18 protein-coding genes and 1 pseudogene are annotated in these 21,965 nt (G+C 45.7%); 5 read left to right on the forward strand and 14 right to left on the reverse strand.

Annotated features, from left to right (window positions below):
- Nucleotides 1–221: 221 nt before the first annotated feature.
- Both MMY95_RS10465 and MMY95_RS10470 read right to left on the reverse strand, forming a co-directional pair.
- Nucleotides 222–1,775, reverse strand: coding sequence for an ABC-F family ATP-binding cassette domain-containing protein (locus MMY95_RS10465; RefSeq protein WP_003646605.1), 1,554 nt, complete (start codon nt 1,773–1,775; stop codon nt 222–224).
- 84 nt (nt 1,776–1,859) lie between these two features.
- Nucleotides 1,860–2,447: a GNAT family N-acetyltransferase gene (locus MMY95_RS10470; RefSeq protein ID WP_104795876.1), complete on the reverse strand. Its 588-nt coding sequence runs from the start codon at nt 2,445–2,447 to the stop codon at nt 1,860–1,862.
- Nucleotides 2,448–3,507: 1,060 nt separating this feature from the next.
- On the opposite strand from MMY95_RS10470, the gene MMY95_RS10475 reads away from it, so the two are divergent.
- Nucleotides 3,508–3,957, forward strand: a complete 450-nt coding sequence (locus tag MMY95_RS10475; RefSeq protein WP_016511435.1) for a VOC family protein — start codon at nt 3,508–3,510, stop codon at nt 3,955–3,957.
- Between the two features lie 86 nt (nt 3,958–4,043).
- Here the strand turns inward: MMY95_RS10475 and MMY95_RS10480 are convergent, their stop codons facing one another.
- The 9 genes from MMY95_RS10480 to MMY95_RS15980 form a co-directional block, all read right to left on the reverse strand.
- Nucleotides 4,044–4,385, reverse strand: a complete 342-nt coding sequence (locus tag MMY95_RS10480) for a hypothetical protein (protein ID WP_003646603.1) — start codon at nt 4,383–4,385, stop codon at nt 4,044–4,046.
- Between the two features lie 196 nt (nt 4,386–4,581).
- A complete protein-coding gene (gene nagE, locus MMY95_RS10485) occupies nt 4,582–6,570 on the reverse strand; it encodes an N-acetylglucosamine-specific PTS transporter subunit IIBC (RefSeq protein ID WP_016527245.1) in 1,989 nt (662 codons plus the stop codon).
- A 189-nt stretch (nt 6,571–6,759) separates the two neighbouring features.
- On the reverse strand, nt 6,760–7,734 hold the full coding sequence (locus tag MMY95_RS10490) for a 2-dehydropantoate 2-reductase (RefSeq protein ID WP_013355767.1): 975 nt from the start codon (nt 7,732–7,734) through the stop codon (nt 6,760–6,762).
- Between the two features lie 605 nt (nt 7,735–8,339).
- Complete coding sequence (locus MMY95_RS10495) at nt 8,340–9,236, reverse strand: DegV family protein (RefSeq protein ID WP_003644677.1); 897 nt, start codon at nt 9,234–9,236, stop codon at nt 8,340–8,342.
- 150 nt (nt 9,237–9,386) lie between these two features.
- Nucleotides 9,387–9,863: a hypothetical protein gene (locus MMY95_RS10500; protein WP_238352225.1), complete on the reverse strand. Its 477-nt coding sequence runs from the start codon at nt 9,861–9,863 to the stop codon at nt 9,387–9,389.
- The gene (locus MMY95_RS10505; RefSeq protein ID WP_238352226.1) at nt 9,853–10,668 is read right to left on the reverse strand and encodes a homoserine dehydrogenase; all 816 of its coding nucleotides are present in this window, start codon (nt 10,666–10,668) and stop codon (nt 9,853–9,855) included. Before MMY95_RS10505 ends, MMY95_RS10500 begins: the two co-directional genes overlap by 11 nt.
- Nucleotides 10,669–10,718: 50 nt before the next feature.
- On the reverse strand, nt 10,719–12,005 hold the full coding sequence (locus MMY95_RS10510; protein ID WP_003642732.1) for an O-acetylhomoserine aminocarboxypropyltransferase/cysteine synthase family protein: 1,287 nt from the start codon (nt 12,003–12,005) through the stop codon (nt 10,719–10,721).
- Between the two features lie 2 nt (nt 12,006–12,007).
- A complete protein-coding gene (locus MMY95_RS10515; protein WP_015380668.1) occupies nt 12,008–12,883 on the reverse strand; it encodes a homoserine O-succinyltransferase in 876 nt (291 codons plus the stop codon).
- A 669-nt stretch (nt 12,884–13,552) separates the two neighbouring features.
- Nucleotides 13,553–13,687, reverse strand: a complete 135-nt coding sequence (locus tag MMY95_RS15980) for a hypothetical protein (protein WP_003642730.1) — start codon at nt 13,685–13,687, stop codon at nt 13,553–13,555.
- 618 nt (nt 13,688–14,305) lie between these two features.
- Between MMY95_RS15980 and trpX the strand changes: the two genes are divergently transcribed.
- The 4 genes from trpX (at nt 14,306) to MMY95_RS10535 (ending at nt 18,608) form a co-directional block, all read left to right on the forward strand.
- Nucleotides 14,306–15,304 (forward strand): tryptophan ABC transporter substrate-binding protein, encoded by a 999-nt coding sequence (gene trpX / locus MMY95_RS10520; protein WP_241277637.1) that lies wholly within the window; start codon nt 14,306–14,308, stop codon nt 15,302–15,304.
- Nucleotides 15,301–16,209, forward strand: coding sequence for an ABC transporter permease (locus tag MMY95_RS10525; protein WP_003642727.1), 909 nt, complete (start codon nt 15,301–15,303; stop codon nt 16,207–16,209). The genes trpX and MMY95_RS10525 overlap by 4 nt, the downstream gene beginning before the upstream one ends.
- Entirely contained in the window at nt 16,196–16,978 is a 783-nt protein-coding gene (locus MMY95_RS10530) for an ATP-binding cassette domain-containing protein (protein ID WP_003642726.1), read from the forward strand. Before MMY95_RS10525 ends, MMY95_RS10530 begins: the two co-directional genes overlap by 14 nt.
- A 274-nt stretch (nt 16,979–17,252) precedes the next feature.
- Nucleotides 17,253–18,608, forward strand: coding sequence for an FAD-dependent oxidoreductase (locus MMY95_RS10535; RefSeq protein WP_003646597.1), 1,356 nt, complete (start codon nt 17,253–17,255; stop codon nt 18,606–18,608).
- Nucleotides 18,609–19,794: 1,186 nt separating this feature from the next.
- On the opposite strand, the gene MMY95_RS10540 is transcribed toward MMY95_RS10535, so the two are convergent.
- The 3 genes and pseudogenes from MMY95_RS10540 to MMY95_RS10550 all read right to left on the reverse strand — a co-directional run.
- A complete protein-coding gene (locus MMY95_RS10540; protein ID WP_202861110.1) occupies nt 19,795–20,655 on the reverse strand; it encodes an NAD(P)-dependent oxidoreductase in 861 nt (286 codons plus the stop codon).
- The gene (locus MMY95_RS10545) at nt 20,652–21,425 is read right to left on the reverse strand and encodes a TerC family protein (protein WP_003646594.1); all 774 of its coding nucleotides are present in this window, start codon (nt 21,423–21,425) and stop codon (nt 20,652–20,654) included. The genes MMY95_RS10540 and MMY95_RS10545 overlap by 4 nt, the downstream gene beginning before the upstream one ends.
- 175 nt (nt 21,426–21,600) lie before the next feature.
- A pseudogene (locus tag MMY95_RS10550) lies at nt 21,601–21,909 on the reverse strand (DapH/DapD/GlmU-related protein); the annotation flags it as partial.
- Nucleotides 21,910–21,965 lie beyond the last annotated feature (56 nt).

Consider the following 21,965-nt stretch of genomic DNA (forward strand, 5'->3'; position numbering starts at 1 on the left):
CCGATTTACAAATTAACGGCCTTTTTGGGTTTAGCGATTACCGATGGGGACAATGGCGCGCTGACGGTCCAATAATTACTGAATCGCCAGCAGTCCATTTTCAAATTAACTAGTCAGCTAAAAATAATTTTCTCCTAATCAGGACATCCAAAAACAGTCCATGCTTGAATGTCTGTCCACAGACAAGCCCAAGCATGGACTGCTATTAAAAAGGATAAGAATTAGCCTTGTCGTTCTTTCAAACTGAGTTTCTCGACGTTCAATTCCTTGTCAACCCAGCCATTCACAAAACTGCTCTCATGACTAACCAAGATTAGATTACCTTGGAAAGCCTGTAATGCACGCTTGAGGCCTTCTTTAGTTTCATCGTCCAAATGGTTCGTTGGTTCGTCCATAATTAAGAAGTTACTTGGAACCAATTCAAGCAAGGCTAATTTAACCTTAGTCTGTTCGCCCCCACTGAGTAAGTGCATTGGCTTCATCGCATTCGCCGCATTAATCCCACACTTAGCCAACTTAGTCCGAATTGTCTTCGGTAACATCGTAGGGTATTCATTTTGAATCGTCTGTAACGGTGTCAACTGTGGGTTATCCCATTCCAAATCTTGATTGAAATAATTGATTTTAGCAGATGGCGAAAAATCTGACTTACCACTTAACGCTGGAATTACACCTAAAATTGACTTGATCAAAGTTGATTTACCAACCCCATTAAAGCCCTTAAACGCTAATTTTTCACCGTTGGTCATCGTAAAAGTCACGGGTTCCAACAACGGCTTTCCGTACCCAACAGACAGCTTCGTCACACTCAATGCATTTTGAGAACCCGTATCAAGGTATGGAAAGGCAAACTTAGCGTGTTCATTTTCACTCGGTGGATCAACCCGATCCAAATGCGATAGCATCTTTTCCCGTGACTTCGCCATCGTTGACTTTGAACCGGCCTTGTTCTTGCGAATGAACTTTTCGGCTTTTTCAATCACAACTTGTTGCTTTTCAAACGCCTTCAGTTGGGCTTCCTTACGTGCTTCTTTTTGCCGCATAGCCGCTTTAAAATCGCCCCGGTACTTAATAATTTTACCGAATGCCACGTCACAAATACAGTTTGTGACCTGTTGCAAGAAATCATAGTCATGAGAGATCACCATAACGGCCCCTTCAAAGCCGTTCAAATAATCTTCCAACCAACTGATATGCGCCGTATCGAGGTAGTTCGTCGGTTCATCAAGAATAATCACATCCGGGTTTTCCAGCAATAGTTTAGCCAAGATGATCTTCGACCGTTGACCACCAGACATCTCACTGATGACGTGATCCCGACCGATTTCATCTAATCCTAGTCCGGTAATTACCCGTTCCATTTCTGTCTCAATATCATAAAAATTATTGGCTTCCAAGGTCTCCTGAATCCTACCTGCACGTTCCAATAACTGGTCATCCATCTTTTCAGCATAATCCGCATAAAGTTGTTGCATCTGCGCATCTAAATCATACAAGCGTTGAAAAGCCGTTTTCAAAAAGGCGTATAGCGTCATGCCGGCTGGAATATCGGCGTATTGATCCAGATAGCCAGTTCGAACGTTGCGCTGCCACTTGATCTGACCAGATAATGGTAAGATCTGGCCAGTTAAAATCTTAATTAGGGTACTCTTACCCGCCCCATTTTGACCAACGATACCCATATGATCCGCTCGTTCCAGCGTAAAATTCGCATCGTCATATAATTTACGGTCCGCAAAGCTTTGCGATAAATCCGTTACTTCTAGTAAAGCCATGTTGTTTTCAACCTACACTTTCATTTTGACCCGTATTAAAACGGGCCCCGTCATATCACGAGGCCCGTTGCGATAGCCCTGATACTAAGCTAGCACCAAGTCTTTATCTAGTTCATATTGCATATGGAAGTACATCCGATCACCGATAGGCTTAATTCCTACCGATTCGTAATGATAACGGTCATAGAGCTTCTTAGCTCCTAAATTAGCCATGTCAACGTTCAAACCAATCCGCTTTTGACCAGCTTGTCGCGCGTATCTTGGCAGGGCGGCGAGTAACTTCCCGCCAATCCCATGACCCTGATAATTCGGGTCGACCGCAATCGAATCCAGGTACCATTCGTGCTCATAACTTTCAGCTTCAGCTTCAAATGCTGAACCAAACGCATCATTATTCGCAGTAACTCGTGCTAACACGTCGTCCACCGCGTCCTCATTTTTGTCAGGATAACCAAACGCTACCCCGACCACTTGACCATCGGCCTCGGCCACTACCGTCGTTGCCTTACCAGACAAATAATCAGGTGTCCGGTAAGCGGCAGTAATGGCCTTCTCTAAGTCAGGTTCAGGAATGTCGTCTAGTTCCTCAAGTTGCATTTCATCAAAAATCATATTAATTAGCGGTGCTATCTGGCCCGCGTCGTCTTGATCGGCTGGTCGAATTGTTATCACGAATAGCCCTCCTTCTTATAGTAACACCTACATTACTATGAAAAGCAAGCATTGTCAAAAGTCGCGTCCGGTGTGAACGGTTACAGTTGTTATTTTTTGAGTTGCTTCCCAAATACTGTCATATCCGTCCCATTATCAATCGTGGTATACTGAATAACACCGTCTTATACTCATTATTATTGGCATGAATCATGATTAAAACGTACCAGTTAGATTGCTGTTCGTCAGCCGTTGTGCGTCCTATGCCGACCTCCGGGGCTGGGTGACAATTGCTGGAACGCAGCCGACGTCGATTTGAGCTAACGCATAACCCGCGTCATCTCAAATACGAGTCTTATTCTAAGCCGGAAGAAAGACACTTCCGACTAAGAATAATTTGGCTACTGAGCATTGTCACCCAGCCCCTCCAGTCTCAAGCCTGTGAGGGGCCACGGGTTGAAGCCGAGTATTGCCTGGCCAACAGATTAATGTGGTTTTGGCATTTGTCCGTCGGCGTAGCAAGCACAGGCTTTAGTGGCACCGAACACGTTTTGGGAACCCCCTCGAATGGCAGATTAACGGCCACTTAACTTGGTAAAATTTGTCGCTGACTATTTTGATACCGGAACCTCAAACGAAACGTCAGGGTTCCATTAACCACTTTGTCGAGACGTTCGATTATTACTATGCCGCTTGAGGAATAGTGATCTCCCACAATATCACTTTCAGACTGACAGTTAATTAACAAAATTACCGTTTATGAGGAACAATGATAAGTCCATCAAAGGTTGGGTACATCACCGTCAGCCATTCGAATACTGTCCCGACTGGAAGGCGTTTCGGTCAATGCTCAGCGGTGAAATTCCACTTAGCAAGCGTCCTTTGCTTGGTTAGTGGAAGACCAGTATTTAAGACGTGGGTTGCGGCTTAAATCTGTGTCCACCGCGTTCCAGCAATTGACGGAAATGCCTGGAAGTCGGCGTAGGACGAACCAGCAAAGCATGTTTACGCTAACTCGCACGTTTTCCAGCGGGCCTAAAGCTGGCTGCTTTTGAACTTACACAACTGGTACATTTTAATCATGGTTCATGCCAAATCTGATGAGTACGACACGTTTAATAATGAATTATTTTTGAAGGGATTTGAGCTTGTGAATATTCGCGATATCGATCATTTGACCCTAACCGTTACTGACATTGCACGGTCATTACGGTTTTACCATGAAGTATTTGACCTTCCCATTGTGACCTTCGATGGTGACCGCCAAGCTGTCTTAGTGGGTAAACAAAAAATTAACTTTCAGACCACTGACCAGCCACACCAACCCATTGCGGCTAAGCCGACACCCGGCAGTGCAGATCTTTGCTTGATTGCGAAAGATAATATTGATGATATCCAGCATCACTTAAAGAGTTATTTCGTGGATGTGATTGCCGGGCCGGTTGAAAGAACTGGTGCCCACGGAAAGTTGACGTCACTGTATGTTCGTGATCCTGATAACAACTTGATTGAAATTAGTAACTATCATTAAAAAACACCACAAAGACTAATCATCGAAGACGCCCAGGGCAACTGTTCAGTAACTTGCGAACAACTGCCCTGGGCGTTTTTTGATCGTTATCTGGATATTTTAGTCAATCGTTGATCAATCTGCACTGCTAGCTGTGTCATTCCAGCGGCTGTCAGTCCCGTTTCTTCTGGATAAATCAGAACTCGCGCACTAGCTTGTAAGTCCAACACGGCTGCCACTGGTCGACTGACGACCAGCAATTGGTGGTCGGTCACCGGTAAGTCGTCCGCGGTTGCAACCCTGACCTTAAGCATCGATTGAGTTAGCGCCTGCATTAGTCGCTTGACTAGTCGTGCATCAAGTGCCGCGTCAATCACCATGCTTCCTGAAACTGAATTCTGTAAAATCCCCGTTGGCGTTGAGTTCAATACTAATACTTCGTCAATCATGTTACCGCCCCCCTATAATGCCAATAGTATATCGTGGGAGTCAGTGGGAAGCAATCAAACGCACTGTCCCCGCATCAAGTTGTTCATTTGCTGTCATCCGTTGCCTCGATAACCAATGCGACAAAAAAAGTTCCGCCTAAATCGAAAAGATTTAGACGAAACTTTTTCAATAAACCCAACGTCGACAGCGCGTAACTTATTCAGCTGCGCCAATCAAATCACCGCTAGTCACATGACCAGTTGGATTAAGGGTTAGTTTGTTAACGTGATCCATATTGGTGATAACGACCATCATGGTTGTCGCTTTACCGGTTGACTTGATAGCAGCCAAGTCAACCGTCGCTACCGCAGTACCGGCCGCAATTTCGTCACCCGTTGCCACGTGTAACTTGAACGGCGTACCATTCATTTCCACGGTATTGATCCCCATGTGTAATAAGACTTCTAAACCACTCGTCGTCTTCAACCCGATAGCGTGTTTGGTCGGAAAGACACTTGTCACTGTCCCACTAACCGGAGCAACGACTTCACCATCTTCGGGTTCAACAGCGTAACCATCACCTAAGAGTTTACCAGCAAACGTCTCATCCGCAACCGCACTAATCGGCATTAATTGTCCCGTTGCTGGTGCCCGCAAAATCGTTGTCACCGGCGCTTCCGTTACAGTAGCAGTTTGCGGTTCAAGCGGGGCCTTTGATTCAGCATCAGATGCCGGGGTCGTCGCCACCTGACCAGAAAATAATTTTTGTAAAGCCTCCGCGACGAACTGGACTTCCGTACCGATCACAATGTGGATGTTATGAACATCCAGTACGTTCAAACCAGGCACGCCAGCAGCCATTACGGCCGGCTGATCGACTTTTTCCGTATCCTTAAGTTGTAACCGCAGCCGCGTCGTACAATTGTTGATCACACTAATATTGTCATGACCACCAATAGCCGCATAAATTTGCTTTGCTTGGCGCATATACTTATCATCCGTTGCTGCAACGGCCACCGCTGGACTAGCAGGTGCACCCACCCCATCGACATCTGCAGACACAACTTCACGACCAGGCGTCTTCAAATTAAACCGTTTGATTGCAAAGTCAAAACCAAAGTAATAAATGACGGCCATCACCAGCCCTTGAACCAGTAACATATAGGGTTGGTTGGCTAACGGCATCCGAAAACTCAATAAATAATCGACTAACCCGCCACTAAACGAAAAGCTGGCGGTCCAGTGCATTAACGCGGCGAATCCTAATGATAGCCCCATAAAAACGGCATGTAATAAGTAGAGCGGCCATGCCACGAACATGAATGAAAATTCAAGCGGTTCGGTCACCCCCGTAAAGAACGACGCAAACGCACCCGCTAACATCAATGAACCCACTTCTTTTTTTCGGTCCGGTCGTGCATTACGATAAATTGCATACGCACCAGCTGGCAAGCCAAACATCATAATTGGGAAGAATCCAGCTTCATACATCCCTGTGATTCCTTTAACACCATGGCTGGCCCAGAAATTGCCAATATCATTGATACCTGCAACGTTATACCAGAATACGGAATTTAAGGCGTGGTGCAAACCAGTCGGGATCAATAAACGATTGAAAAAGCCATATAGACCAGCCCCCACGAAACCTAATTTTGAAATCCCCGTTGCAAAGAGGACGATGGCATCGTAGACAAACGGCCAAACAAGGTACAATACCGCCGTCACAATCAGCATCACAAAAGCAGCCATAATTGGCACTAGGCGTTTACCACTAAAGAATGAGAGCGCCATTGGTAATTTTACTTCGTGGAACCGATTATAGAGCGCAGCCGCAATCAGTCCAGCACTGATTCCAATCAGCACATTGTTATCTAACGCGCTAAATGCTGGATTGATCTGACTCACTTTAACATTCAGCATCGTCGCTAATGTCGCTGGTTTTAACACCATCACCGGAACTTCAAACGCGATCAAACCAGCAATAGCTGCCGCGCCGTCCTTATTGACTGACATCCCGATAGCTAAGCCGACTGCAAACAGCAAGGCTAAGTTATTCAGGACAACGTTACCACCCTGAATCAAGTAATTTGCAAACAACCACTGTTTTGGCAAGTAATTCCCAATCCCAACCAAAATCGCTGCTGCGGGCAACGTTGCAATCGGTAGCATCAATGACTGACCGATTTTCTGAAAATATGTCTTCATACCAATTTCTCCTCGTTCTCTTTTTAAGCACGTTATAAATCCTATCACAACATGTTTTCATTGCAAGTTTACAAGGTCATCTAAGTGTATAGACCAATGTCAAAGAAACCGATTTCAACCTTACTAAATTAAGTTTTTCCGCCCACAAAAAAAGTTCTGAAAATACTCAGAACTTTTTCATTAATAATCTTATTTTTCAGCAACGGGGATTTCCGGGTGCCGGTATTGCCGCATCATTTCTGCTAAATGGACCTCGTGAGTCACAAACTCATGCACGCGACAAACGTAGTCATGTTCCCGCCCAATCTTAGCAATATAGCCATTAATATAATCAACTTCGGTTGGCCGTCCCTTTGAGAAGTCTTGATACATTGATGGATAATGGTACTTATAGGCTCGACTGACCGTTTCAACCGAGTCGATTTCTTCTTGCCGCGTCTCAATGAGTTTGATGCCTGCCCTTTCGCAAGCATCATAGGCTTCGTTGAACATTTGAGTCGCCATATCCTTGACGCCCGGATATTCGATGAATTGGCCCATCTGAATCTCGAACATCGTGCACAAACTATTGGTGACCGCGTTAAACACAACTTTGGACATGCACATGCCCATAAAATTATCAGACCAAATCGGATTTAAATCAGCCGCCTTAAAATCGGCCATCACTTGCTTGGTAGTCGTATCAATATGACCTGCATACTTACTCATATGCATCGCCTCACTACCCTTAGGCCCCATAAAATCAACCGTACCCGGACCATTCAAGACCGTTGCAATCATCGCCGTACCACCAATAATGTGATTTTCTGGGAAATATTGTGCAATCTTTTCAAAGTGCCCCATCCCGTTCATTGCGGCGAAAACGTACTGGTCCTCATGAAATAACGACGCATCGCGCTTGAGCTCATCGGCTAACTGCATTTGCTTCTTAAAAACAATCCAAACATCTGGATGACCCTGATATTCTTCAGGATAATAAATATTGATTGGAACGACATGGTGATTTTGATGATCACGCGCCACATCAACGCCGCCCTGCTCACGGACCTTTGCGACGTTTGGTTCCCACGTGTCGATAAAATCAACGTCAACACCGGCGTTTTCTTGTAACATTACACCATACCGATATCCCATTGCGCCTGCGCCAATAATGCCATATTTCATAAGTAAAACCATCCTTTCGTCTTGCCCACTATGTGTATATGTTCCCCGCTCGCTTCAGTGCTTTTCCAATAAACGGGCCCGTGCTTACGATCTACTATGTGCTGTCACGTGATGTCGAACAACTATGTGTTTACGATGATTAACCGCGATGCGCGACCTAAATAATGACTACTATGTGTTAACTAAAAAATAATGCTATGTGTCACTTGACGAAAAAGCGCCCTTTGAATAATCGATCAAATTATCCAAAGGGCGCTTACGCGCGGTACCACCTTATTGCTAACCGAACTCACATCCGGCTACTCATCGCGTTCACAACAACTAAACACGTGCACAATAATGGGTGCTACCAGTGAATCTCGTAAAATTCACGCCAATCCTTTAACTTTTACTCACTTGTCATCACACCTTCACAGCAACGGCGCTTTCTGAGCATCACAAGTCAGTTACTCCTTAAAGCATTATAGCTTTTCATCAAGTTTTAATGTTATAACCATAATATCATTTTAGTAAAATGTCAACCTTCGATGCAAAACTTTTTTAAAACCCAGCTGTCTGTATACGACAGTATCATCAGCAAACCGCACACGGGCAACCCCAACGGCCTATTGTTTTTGCTCCTGATTGAGGGTCGTCAACAATGGCTTCCAATCTAATGACCAGATCATTCCGAGCGCATGGTCTCCAGTCAAGACGCCTAAAACTGGACCGATAACCCCAGTCTTGACCCGGACTGCTGGAAACTGATAACGTAGTTCGCTCGCCCAGTCTTCGGCAATCTGCGCGTCATTAGCGCTGATGACGTCCAGCCGAACTGGTAATTGACTGTTCATCACAAACTGACTAAATTCATCTTGAACAGCCTGTTGTGCATTTTTGAGCGTCCGTTCCTTACCTAAAAGTTGAATCTTCCCATGCCCATTGAACGTAATAATCGGCTTATTGCGCAACACCATCGTTCCGGCCAGACTACTATTGTTATAAATCCGGCCATTTTTAACTAGATGGCGCATCGAGTTAACAATTAAGACCGTCGTCGTAGCCGCCCGCAAGCGCGTCAGTTGCGCAATAATTTCATCTAAGGTGTAGTCCGCCAATGCCATGGCCGCAGCCAGCTTCACCATGTTCGCCGTCCCCGCGCAAGCAGTTCGTGAATCAAACACCCGCACGTCAATACCGTCAACTGACGGCGCATAGGTCTTCAAATTATTGATCCAGCCACTGATACCACTACTCAACCCAATAACTAGAATTTGGTCATAGCCCGCCGCTTGCAGCTGATCAAAAACGACTTGCATCTCTGGCATTGAAATTTGAGAAATCGTTGGAATTTCTTTTTCAACTTTTAGTAATCGGTAAAATTGATCCGTCGTGATATCTACGTTCTCGTGGTAAACATGATTACCGAACATAATCGGGTCGTTCACCACCGTAATTTGGTAGTCTTTCACCGCCTGCGCTTTTAAATTAGCAGAGCTTTCGGTCACCACCGCAATTTTCATAATTTCACTCCTCATCGTGTCAGTCAACCAACTGCCACGTCTCGCTAACTCATTTCAATTAGCTCATCCACTTAGCCATGGGTATCCCATGGGAACTTAGCATCAAAAAAAGACGCTCAGATACAGTATACTGTACCTGAGCGTTCTTTTTCAAATTGCAACATTTATGGGAGATGTTATTGAATTTTCGGTCACTTGCTTCCAGTCCGTTGTACCGGCAATTGGTATCAAAGTCAGTGGCAAGTTCGCACGCAGCTTTTTGCGTTTCACCGCACTTAATCCAGTAATCTGATAACAATCATCGGCAATCGTTTTTACTGAGAAATCAGCTTCATTAGCGTAATATTTCACGGCTTCTGGTGCGACCGAACCAATGCCTAAGTATGTTTGTGGTAACTGGTCAAATCGAGTGACCGTTAACGAGACACTTCTTTTCTGGTTACGAATCATTCGATAACCATTGATAAGGTGCTTGGCCGCTACTAAGACGTCATTTAGAACACTATTAGCCGTCGCCGTACTTCCCGCACCCGGTCCGGTATACAAGCTGGTACCAATGGCTTCACTTTGAACAGCTACAGCGTTTTGGACCCCATTGATCTGACTCAGGGGTTGATCAACCGGCATGGCCACTGGGCGCCACACGACAATACAAACCAGATCCGTGTCGCTGAATCTGCGCGAGCAATTTAATCTGCCAGCCATTTTCAGCTGCTAATCGACAAACCGAAGCGCTTAAATGCGTGATTCCCGTGGGTGCAATCTGCGGCAGGCTCAACTCTTGCCCAAAAGCAAAGCGACTGAGGATCATCAATTTGTACGCCGCATCAATGCCCGCAACATCATTAGTCGGATTAGCTTCGGCGTACCCGGCTGCTTGTGCAGTAGCTAAAGCTTGTTCGTACGATTGCCCGGTTGCCATTGCACTTAGCATATAATTAGCCGTCCCGTTGATGATTCCGCTGACCGCCTGCACATTGTCCGTCACGTAACTATCTGTTAATGTCCGCAAGATCGGAATTCCCCCCGCAACACTAGCCTCGTAAAATAAATCACAGCCCTGTTTTTTGGCTAACGCAGCCAATTCAGGTCCCGCCGTTGCAATTAAGTCTTTATTAGCGGTCACGACAGCCTTACCCTGATTAAGTGCTGCCACAATGGCCTTTTTAGCAGTTCCGACCGTCCCCATGACTTCAATGACTAGTTGGATTTTTCGGTCACAAACAACGTTCGTTAATGAATCGGTCAAGCGCGTCCCAATCGGTAACTGAACAGTCCGAGGCGCGTTCAAATGATTAACGGCAACTGCTGCTAGGTGCAACCGAATACCCTGCGTTTGTTCAATTTTGGCAGCCGAGCGGGTCAACCGTTCAACCACCCCACTACCCACAGTTCCTAACCCTAACATGCCCACTTCAATTGTCGTTGTCATTGTCGCACCCTCCGTTTCACATACTTTCAATCATCGACCATTCCGACCTATTAAACCTGTGCCAATGCTTGATCCAAATCAGCAATTAAATCATCGGCATTTTCGACACCTACTGAAATTCGAATCAAGTCAGGCGTTACACCAGCTGCTAACAATTCCTGTTCATTTAATTGCGCATGCGTGGTGGAAGCGGGATGGATAATTAATGATTTAGCATCAGCGACGTTTGCTAACAATGAAAAGAGTTGTAGATGTTCAATTAATGCCTTACCAGCAGCCTCGCCACCAGTCAATCCCAGGGTGAAGATCGAACCAACCCCATTCGGGAAGTACTTAGTTGCTAAGTCATGGTACGGGCTATCTTCCAGTTCTGGATAATTGATCCAGGCAACTTTTGGATGTGCTTTTAAGAAGGCAACAATCTTGCGTGTATTGGTCACGTGTCGTTCTACTCGCAATGACAAGGATTCTAGACCTTGCAACAACAAGAAGGAATTAAAGGGACTGATAGTTGCACCGGTATCTCGCAGCGTTTCCGCCCGGACCTTAGTCGTAAAGGCTGCCCCACCCAAATCGGCAAAAACGAGGCCGTTATATTGCGGATCTGGCGTTGTGAAATCTGGATACTTGCCACTCGCACGCCAGTCAAATTGGCCGCCTTCAACAATAACGCCACCCATGGTCGTCCCGTGACCACCGATAAACTTAGTTGCTGAATGTACGACCACGTCGGCCCCATGTTCAAGTGGTCGAACTAGGTATGGTGTCCCAAAGGTATTATCAACAATAAAAATAATGCCATGATCATGAGCGATTTTTCCGATGGCTTCAAAATCAACTAAGTTAATGCCAGGATTACCGATACTTTCAACGTACAAGGCCTTAGTATGATCGTTAATTGCCGTCTCAAAATTTGCCGGTTCGTCAGGATCAACAAAGTGCGTTGTGATGCCCAACTTCTTTAACGTCACGCTAAACAGGTCATAGGTCCCACCATACAAGGTGTTGGCCGCCACAATTTCATCCCCCTGTTGCGCAATGTTTAAAATTGCCGCGGTTATCGCAGCAGAACCCGTTGCGAGCGTTACCCCAGCCGTCCCGTGCTCCAAGGCGGCCACTCGTTTGTCGACCACGTCCGTCGTTGGGTTCGTCAGTCGTGTATAAATATTGCCGGCATCAGTCAGGGCAAAGCGACCCGCGGCTTGCTTGGCATCCTTAAAGACGTATGAAGTCGTTTGATAGATTGGCACGGCCCGTGCGCCCGTTTCATCAACCGTCTGGCCCGCATGGACTTGTAACGTTTCAAAGTGATAATTTTCAGGATTCGTTGTTGTCATAATTAATAACCTACTTTCGTTAAATTCAAAGTTGCTAACCAGTTTTGATACAGTTGATTGCTTGAAGTTTGCCAACTGTAATCAACTGTTGTTAATTGTTCAGTAGCAAAGTAATGTTCAGGTAACTGAATCGGCAAGTGCTTACGTCGGTCGCGCAAATATTCATCGGCAAGCGTGCGGCGCTCGTATTCAGGATGACCGGTCACATAGACCGCGTGCAGCTTGGGGGCAGATAAGACGAGCGGTCCCACCTTCGGATTGTCAGCGACAACCTGCAATCCAGCGGGTAAGCGTTCCGGCATCACTAGTGCTGTATGCCGTGACTGTGGCATTTTTAGCAAACCTCCTGCATTCAGTCCACTAATCAGCGGCGACTTAACATCAGTACTAGTCGCACTATAAATACCGAATATCTTGTGAGCAACAGCGCGCTTTGCGATTCCAAACTGTGCGTATAGCCCTGCTTGTGCTGCCCAGCATTCAAATAAAGTCTGGCTAACGTGCTGTCGTGACCAATCAATGATTGTTAACAATTCGTTCCAGTAATCGACTGCTTCAAACGGTAACGTCTCAACTGGCGCGCCGGTGACGATCAAGCCATCAAAATACTGATCTTGAATATCAGCCAACGTCACGTAATGTGCCGCGACGACTGCTTGTGGCAGGCTCTTGAAATGGTGACTCGCGGGATACATAAACGTCACAGCCACATCTGTGTTACCGGCTGCAAAACGCTTTAGGAACTGCCGCTCCGTCGTTACCTTAGTCGGCATCAAGTTTAAAATTAAAATCTGTTGTGCCTGATGACTTTCTTGACACGTTGCGTTCGCCCATTCTCCACGGGCCGCTAATAATCCATTATTTGCTGTGACTGTCATCTAACCGCTCCCTCTCACCTGTATTGAAACAAAAAAAAGCTCCCATCCATTAGTCTCTAATATGTTAGAAACTAACGGACGAAAGCTTTCGCGTTACCACCGTTGTTCGCTGCCATCTCACGATCACAACCTCGACGAGTACCCTGAAAAATCTAGGAAACCCCGCAATATATCGGTTGCCACCGCATGCGTAGCCACTACGACCCGCATCATGACTCCAAGCTCATCTTCACCGCACTCCTGAATACTTCTCTCACCATTACGAAGCTCTCTGCAAATCAGTGATGCGATTACTCTTCTCTTCAACGTCTTAATCTGTTTTTAATTTAAAACTAATTTAGCACCACCTTTATTCATTGTCAACTCATTTTATTGTTTTTCGTTATGTTTTACTTGAATGCTTATTCAAAACTTGCTGAATAACTAAAATCAAAAGCAGCCAGCTTAGGCCCGCTGGAAAACGTGCGAGTTAGCGTAAACATGCTTTGCTGGTTCGTCCTAAGCCAACTTACAGGCATTTCTGCCAATTGCCGGAACGTCTTCCAGTCGGGATAGTATTCGAATGGCGGACAAAGATGTACTCAACTGTTGATGAATTCGTCGTTGCTTTTTATCAACAGTTATTTTGTCAATCAACTGTCAGACTGAAAGTGATATTGAGATAGCTCACTAATCCTGAATCGGTGTAGTAAGATTTAATCTCTCAACAGAATGCTTTAATGAACCTAACGCTTTGTTTAAAGTGCCAGTATCAAAATAGGCACCGATAAGTTGCGCTAAGCTCGGTGGTCGTTCATCAGCCATTCGAGCGGTTTCCCGAAACGTGTTCGGTACCACTAAATTCTGTGCTTGCTACGCCAACAGACTAATGTCAAAACCGTATTAATCCGTTACTAGACAATGTTCGGCTTCAACCGTGGCCCCTCATAGGCTTGAGACCAGGCGGGTTTTGCTCGGGCTTAAATCGACGTCGGCTGCGTTCCAGCCATTGGCACCCCGCCCCGGAGGTCGGACTAGAACGAACAAATGCCGACGACCAAGCATCCGCATCTCACAAGATTTTCACCACAAATTTTAATATTTGGTGAAATTTATCCTTGACACTTTTTTCGACTTTGCCTATACTGAACTCATTCAATAACGAAAGCGAGGAACCAAGCATGTCAAAGTCAGTTACTAACTTGAACAGTTCATGGCAAAGCCGGCCGTTCAGATTGTAATGCCGTCCACACGGATACAATCTGGCAAACAGTTTGTATCTGTGCCGGCTCACTTTGATATTCAAAGAAGTCTGCATGGGTTTTAACACAGCAGGCTTCGGTTCCGTAAAGGGCAAACCAGAGCTTACTGGTTTGCCCTTTTTTATTGGCTTTGAACTTGCCCGAGCTTAAGAAATTTTTTGAGGTGATTAGATTGAAACGTATGATTGCATTCATTAGTGCCTTGATCGTCTTTCTGGGAGTGGCCTTTGTCATGACAGGCAAAACCACCGCCACGAAGACGACCAGTACAAAGAAAGTGCCGACGGTCGGCATTCTTCAACTCCAGACCCACCCCGCACTCGACGCGATTCATCGTGGCGTGGTCGCTGGTCTAAAGGAATATGGTTATGTCGATGGCAAGACGGTCAAAATCGACTATCAAAATGCCCAGGGCGATCAAAGTAACTTGAAAACCATGAGCCAAAAATTCATGAACGAAAACGCCGCGTTAACAGTCGGAATTGCCACCCCCGCCGCGCAGGCCCTCGCTTCTGCGGCTAACAAGCAAAACCCTGTTATGTTAGCAGGTATTACTGATCCATCGGGTAGCGGCCTAATTAAAAGCGACCAACATCCCGGTGCCAATGTTACGGGGACTTCTGGTGAATCTCCATTGAAATCCCACTTAGACTTGTTGCGGAAGCTCGTTCCCAGCGCTAAAACAATCGGAATTATTTACACCACTTCAGATCATGGTGGTGAATATAACGCCAAAAAGTTTGCACGGATTTGTAAACAAGAAGGTGTGAAATACAAGTTATATACTATCTCTAACACCAACGATATGCAGCAAGTGGCTGAAACCATGGCCGCCAATGTCGACGCCGTTTATGCGCCGCAAGATAATGGCGTCGCAAGTGCCATGAAAACGCTAGTCTCCGTTACAAATAAGGCTAAGGTACCAGTCATTCCAGCCGTTGATACGATGGTTAAAGCGGGCGGGCTCGCAACCTTATCCGTTGACCAGTATCAACTTGGTAAACTAACTGGTGAAATGGCAGCCCAAGTTTTAAAGGGCAAAGCAACTAGCGACTACCCAATCAAAGTCATCACTAAGGGTAAGATGACCATCAATTTAAGTGAAGCTAAAAAGCTCGGCATCAAGTTCCCAGCAAGTGTCCTTAAAGAAGCCAAAGCGAAAGGGGTTATTTACAAATGAGTATGATCGTATCGAGTATCGGCCAAGGCCTCTTGTGGGCAACCTTAGGCGTCGCATTATTTTTGACATTTCGAATTCTTGATTTTCCTGATATGACCGTCGAAGGGACGTTTCCACTCGGTGCGGCCACTGCTGTCATGGCGATTAGCCATGGAATGGGCCCCGTTACCGCTTCCCTGTTAGCCTTCGTTGCGGGCGCGATTACCGGCCTGGTCACCGGCCTACTTTATACCAAGGGTAAAGTGCCCATTCTCTTAGCCGGGATTCTAGTGATGACCGCGTGCTTATCAATCAATTTGCGCATTATGGGCGGCAGTTCCAACGTTTCATTGCTAGGCAAACAAACTATTTTTTCTAATCACTTTTTGGAATCACTGCCTAAATATTTTGACAGCGTCTTTGTTGGCCTAGTAGTGATCAGTATCATTACCGTGCTTCTGATTGTCTTCTTGCAAACTAACCTCGGCCAAGCCTTCATTGTCACTGGTGACAATCGTGAAATGGCACGTTCAATTGGTATTAACACCGATAACATGACCATCATGGGATTGATGGTCTCTAACGGTATCATTGGCCTGGGCGGCGCATTAATTGCGCAAAATAACGGTTATGCCGATGTCAGCATGGGAATCGGAATCATCGTAATTGCGCTAGCCTCGATCATCATCGGTGAAGTTGTCTTTGGTGAATTAACGTTGAATCAACGACTCGTTGCGGTTACCCTCGGCAGTATTTTGTATCAGTTCGTGCGCCTGTTAGTCCTCCAACTGGGCTTCAACACCAACGACATGAACCTGTTATCCGCATTAATTCTGGCAATCTGCTTAATGTTACCGCAATTCAGTAAAGTTCTACATCTTAATCACGTTTTAAAGAAGGGAGTGGCCCGTTATGACGAACAGTAGTGCCCCATTATTATCATTAAAAAATATCGTGACCAAAGTTAATTCGGGAACCCCGAATGAGGTCAAAATTTTGCGGGGCCTGAACTTAGACGTCTATGATGGTGATTTTATTACCGTACTTGGTTCAAATGGTGCTGGTAAGTCGACCCTCTTCAACACGATCAGTGGCGAGTTGCCGGTTGATAGTGGCACCATCCAGTTACGTGACCAGGACATCACCCGACTATCCGTTGAAAAGCGGACCGCTTTCCTGGCGCGCGTTTTCCAAGACCCCAAGATGGGCACCGCACCCCGGATGACCGTTGCCGAAAACTTACTGCTTGCCAGCCAACGTGGTAAGCGACGTACGTTAAAATTACGCCAATTGAAAAAGCACCTGCCCCACTTTCAAGCCTTAACGGAAACGATGGATGGCAACGGTCTTTCAGCTCGGCTCAACACGGCAACAGAAAATTTATCTGGGGGGCAGCGCCAGGCTCTGAGCTTTTTAATGGCTACCGAGCAGCGCCCTGATCTCTTGTTACTAGATGAACACACAGCCGCACTCGATCCTAAGACCAGCGCTCAACTAATGACACAAACGAATCAACGGGTCACGGAGGAAAAGTTAACGTGTCTGATGATCACCCACCATTTAGACGATGCGCTTCGCTATGGTAATCGCCTGATTGTCCTTGATCAGGGCCAGATTAAGTATGATGTTCGTGATGAGGAAAAAGCCCAATTGACCAAAGAAAAGTTGCTAAGTTTCTTCGATATTATTGAATAATCATTAAGTCCATCCCTATTAATACTGACACCCAGTCATCAATTTTTTGATGATTGGGTGTTTTTTGCAGCTAATTGTAACCGTTTTAGTTGTGAACAATTTATTTTAGTGCTATATTCTAACTAGAATATTTCTAAACTAAATGGTGTCGACGGGCACAGCTATTTTTCACTGATAATTTAGAATAATTACAAACTGCCCTTGCCGACAAACTTAGTTCGTGTTATATTCTATTTAGAACAGTTCTAAACTAAAATTTGGAGGCTTTACAATTATGAAAGTTATTGTCGTTGGTTCTTCTCATGGTGGTTATGAAACGGTTCGCGGTATTTTAGCCGCTCAACCAGATACTGAAATTCAATGGTATGAAAAAGGTGATTTTCTGTCATTCCTCTCATGTGGGATGCAATTATACCTCGAAGGTGCCGTTAAAGACGTTAACTCCGTCAGCTATGCCACTCCTGCTGGCATGCAAGCCCAAGGCGTCCACGTTTTTGTAAATAGTGAAATTAGTAAGGTCGACCCTGCTAGTCACAGTGTGCACGTCATTGACCACGCCACTGGTGACGAACGTGATGAAACTTATGACAAACTAGTCCTAAGTGTCGGCGCGGTACCATTTGACCTACCAGTACCCGGCCATGACTTAGCCAACATCTACGCAATGCGTGGACGCGACTGGGCCATCAAATTAAAGGCCAAGACCGTTGACCCTAGCGTTAAGAATGTGGTTGTCATTGGCTCCGGTTATATTGGGATTGAGGCGGCTGAAGTCTTTGCCAAAGCTGGCATGCACGTCACGGTTATCGACCTATTACCACGTTTACTTAGTCTTTACCTTGATCAAGAATTCACGGATATCTTGACTAAGACGATGGCCGATCACGGCATCTATGCTGCAGTTGGCCAAGGTATTAAAGCGTATGAAGGTGTTGACGGCCACGTCACCAAAGTAGTGACCGATCAAGGCGAATATCCAGCTGACCTGGTCGTAACTGCCGCCGGGATTCGGCCAGCAACTGGCTTCTTGAAAGGCGTTGTCGACTTAGATGATCACGGTTTGATCAAGATCAACGACCACCTCCAAACGAGTGACACTGACATTTACGCCGTCGGGGACGCGACCTTAGTCCCATTTGCCCCAACTGGCAAGGATAACCGCATTGCGTTAGCCACTAACGCTCGTCGGCAAGGTCGGATTGCCGCTAAGAACTTACTTGGCGAAAACGTACCAATGCCTGCTGTTTCTGGTTCATCCGCACTTTCCGTCTTTGACTACCACTTTGCTTCCACTGGTGTTAAAGAAGGCACGGCTGACAAGCTGGGCGTTAAGACGGCATCCGTGTTAGTCACCGATACCATTCGGCCTAAATTTGTCTCTGAAGATGCTGGCAACACCAAAGTTTGGTTCAAACTAACCTTTGACCCAACTGATGGTCGCGTGCTTGGTGCGCAAATCATGTCGAAGTACGATGTTACTGCTAACATCAACGCCATCTCAGTGGCTATTCAAGCTAAACTGACTGTTGCTGACTTAGCTTACACGGACTTCTTCTTCCAACCAGGCTTTGACCGTCCTTGGAACATCATCAACCTCGCTGCCCAAAAAGCAGCCGCAACCTTAAACTAAATCAATTAAGCCTTAATACATCAAACGGATCCCTCAGCCACACATCGCTGAAGAATCCGTTTTTTAATGCATCAAAATGCTAGTCATCAAGATTGACAGTATACCAAGTTTATTTTCAGATATCGTTTCATAAAATACCATGCTAGACGTTGTACTAGTTATTACTTAGCATTAATCGTGATTAAAACGTGCCAGTTATGTCAGTTCAAAAGCAGCCAGCTTAGGCCTGCTGGAAAAAGTTCGAGTTAGCGTAAAATTACTTAGTTGGCGCGTCCTACGCCGACTTCCAGGTATTTCTTCCAATTGCTGGAACGCGGTGGACACAGATTTAAGCCGCAGACCAGTCTTAAATACTGGTCTTCCACGCTTTAATGGCATATTAGTGAAACGTGCTCGGGTCAGACTGAGACTTCCGGTTAGCTACGCTATGACGTCAAGCGGAAATTCACCGCTTAACGCCCTAGCTAGGCTAATCCTCAGTCTCACCCGTCTGAACCTCACACTCTTGGCAGTGCTGAGCATTGGCCGAAACGCCTTCCAGTCGGGACAGTGTTCGAATGGCGGACATGGATGTACCCAATCATTGATGGACTTGTCATTGCTTTTTATAAACGATAACTTTGTCAATCAACTGTCAGACAGAAAATGATATTGTGATAATTTACTATTCCCAAATCACCATAGTAATAATTAAACGTCTCGACAAAGTGGTTAACGCCACCCTAACGTTATGTTTAAATTTCCAGTAAAAAATATAGTCAGCGACTAATTGTACCAAGTTAAGTGGCTGTTCATTTGCCATTTGAGCGGCTTCCCGACTGGAGGGGCTGGGTGACAATGCTCAGTAGCCAAATTATTCTTAGCTGGAAGTGTTTTTCTTCCGGCTTAGAATAAGACTCGTATTTGAGATGACGCGGGTTATGCGTTAGCTCAAATCGACGTCGGCTGCGTTCCAGCAATTGGCACCCAGCCCCGGAGGTCGGCATAGGACGCGCACCGGCTGACGAACAGTAATTTAACTGGCACGTTTTAATCACGATTCATGACAAATTAACTCGCATAATGCGTATCATGTTAATAAAAGGCGGGGATTCAGAAAGATTAAACTCGCTGAATCCCCGCCTTGATAACTATTATTTCAATAAATATATGATGTTTGAGCGACTTTCATCAAGTCAGCCACGCGCTAATAAATATTAATCAATCCCTGAGTTCCTTGATCACCCAAGCCTTTGACATCGACCATTACTTCATAAAGTCGTTTAGCCTGCGCCGTCGCAACCAGATTAAGTCCCATCGCATCCGCCTCGCTCAAAGCAATCCGCAAATCTTTAAGAAAATGGCGGGCAAAAAAGCCAGGCGTGTAATCGTCCTTCAGAATCCGGGGCACGTAATTATCCATGCTCCAGTTGTCAGCACCACCGCTAGATAACGTTGCCAAGACTTTTTCCGGATCAAGACCGGCTGCCTTGGTATACAATAACATTTCAGTTAACCCAGTCATCGTCCCTGCAATCATGATCTGATTGGCCATCTTGGCATGTTGACCAGTACCAGCATCCCCAAAATGATTGACCTTGTGACCAAGCACATTAAATAATGGTAACATCGCCTCGTACGTATCGGCATCGCCACCGACCATCACCGTCAAAGTGGCGTTTTGGGCGCCAATATCACCGCCGGACACGGGCGCATCCAAAGCGTGCATGTCATGTTCACGCGCGTACGTCGCAATTTTAACGGCTAACTTGGGTTGGCTCGTCGTCATGTCAATTACCGTTTTTCCAGCGGCCAATCCACTGAAAATCCCGTGATCACCAAAATAAACTTGTTCGACGTCCCGTGGGAACCCAACCATGGTGAAAATCACGTCACTCGTTTCTGCCACGGCAGCCGGTGTATCAGCCCAAGTGGCCTCCGCCGCAACTAGCGCATCCGCCTTACTTTTTGTTCGATTATAAACCGTTACGTCATAGCCGGCCGTCATCAGGTTACGGACAATCGCTGCCCCCATGACGCCGGTACCAATCCAACCTAATTTCATCATTTACGCACCTTTCCTTCCACGCACTGTTCATTGCGGCGCCGACGCCAAAAATGAATCAGCAACGTAATAATAAATGCTACTAATACGATACCACCAAAAGCCGTTGCGGGAATATCCCAACCAATGGCAGGAATTGAGATAAATAATTTGATGGCAATCAAGACAATCAAGCAATACGCCATGGTTTCCAACTCGGGAATCTTGCGCATTAAGCGCATAATGACCTCGGCAATGCCCCGCATGCAGGCAATCCCAATCATCCCACCAATCAAAACAATCACCGGATTATCCGAAATTGCCAATGACGCCAATACAGAATCAATTGAGAAAATGATATCCATCATTTCAATCTGAATGACGACCGACCAGAAGTTGCTTAGTCCGAAGAAGCGTCGTTGTTGCTTGGGTTTCTGTGCCACCTTGGCCCCATTTTTCGGCTGACTAAAGTATCGATACACCAAGTACCCAAGGTAAGCCGCACCTAACACTTTGATCTCCCAAAAACTGATCAAATACGTGCCAATCCCAATGATTAAAAACCGAAAGATATAGGCCCCCCACAAGCCATAGAATAACGATTTTTCCCGCTCTTGTAAATTATCTAAACTCTGGGTCTGAGCAGCTAAGACAACGGCATTATCAACTGATAGTAAACACTCAATAATTGCTAACGATAAAATGATTAACCAGTCATTAGCAGATGTGATGACGTTACCCCAGTTAGTCGCACTGAAGAAGGGTCCATACAACTGTTCGATTAAATATAACAAACGGCATCCTCTTTCTCTTAATATTAGTTTGTTAATCTAAGTATACCTGTAAAAATAATTGGTGCCGCTTACGTGGACTAATTTTCAAAAATAAACCTTATTTTCGTCGTATTTACGACTCATCATGCCAATGAGTAAAATAAGTGCCCAAAAAGCTAGCCAATTGCGACCTTTCTTATTCTAATTGTCGAATAACTTTGGCTGGTACCCCGGCCACCAACGTATTATCAGGCATGTCATGAGTAACGACTGCTCCAGCCGCAATCACAACATTATTACCAATCGTCACGCCGGGCGTAATCACCGCTCTCCCCCCAATCCAAACATCATGACCAATCGTGACTGGATGACCCTGGGCCAAGCTAGCACGTCGACCACTAGCCGTCAACGGGTGATTGACCGTATAAATATCAACATTGGGGCCAATCATCACGTTATCCCCTATATGAACTGGCGCGATATCCAAAATAGTTAAGTTATAATTAGGCAAATTCTATAATTAATCCGAACAGAAATTAAAAAGCCCAAAGCAATCACTTA

It is taken from the genome of Lactiplantibacillus sp. ME-2 (assembly GCF_022549155.1).
Classification (GTDB): domain Bacteria; phylum Bacillota; class Bacilli; order Lactobacillales; family Lactobacillaceae; genus Lactiplantibacillus; species Lactiplantibacillus plantarum.